Source organism: Ligilactobacillus agilis DSM 20509, assembly GCF_001436215.1.
Classification (GTDB): domain Bacteria; phylum Bacillota; class Bacilli; order Lactobacillales; family Lactobacillaceae; genus Ligilactobacillus; species Ligilactobacillus agilis.
In genome coordinates, this window is sequence record NZ_AYYP01000028.1 from 1 (window position 1) to 727 (window position 727).

Below are 727 nucleotides of genomic sequence, written 5' to 3' on the forward strand. Positions count from 1 at the left end.
AAAGCCTTACGTAATCAAAATAAATCCTGGGCTTTTTATCAATTAGCACAATTCTTAACCTACAAAGCACACTTAAATAATAGTGAAGTAATTGAAGTTTCAGCTCAATATACTTCGCAACGTTGTCCTAAATGCGGAACGATTAAAAAATCTAACCGGAATCACGATTTACATGAGTATTATTGCACTAATTGCGATTATCGCTCTAATGATGACCGCTTAGGTGCAATGAATATCCAATTATTGGGTACGCAATATATTAGTGGGCAAGAACAACCTAAATTTGAATTAACAACTAACGCGTAAACGTGTTAGTTAAGTGGGTGCTGTCAACCACCCAATGATGTAGCCACGTATAGTGTGGAAGCAATTAATTGCGTTATGACCACTGACCGTAAGGTCGTGAGCTACAAGCCTCTCACTTTAGTGAGGGGTAGTTGACATAAGCTGAGCAAAGCGACTTTACAGGAGTTACACTACCAAGAAGAATACTTGCAAGAACAAGTAGATGATACACAAGCACAGATTCTTGAGATAGAGTCAGGTGATAAAGCCGCTAAGTCCAAGTGGCGTTTGCAATTAAAATTAGTGATGGTAACGGCTATTTGCGTTGCCCTTGGATTACATTTATTGTTGCACCTCTTTTCGTAGATTTAAAGCACGAGCATTTTTGATATGCTCCCTTTAGAGTAGACACAGAAATATGTAATTCTTGTATCTTACTCTG

General features: G+C 38.1%; 1 protein-coding gene. It reads left to right on the forward strand.

Annotated elements, in window-relative coordinates; translation table 11 throughout:
- Window positions 1–306, forward strand: a 306-nt coding sequence (locus FC14_RS04170) for a zinc ribbon domain-containing protein (protein ID WP_156655735.1), incomplete at its 5' end; no start/stop codon positions are given.
- Between the last annotated feature and the right edge of the window lie 421 nt (window positions 307–727).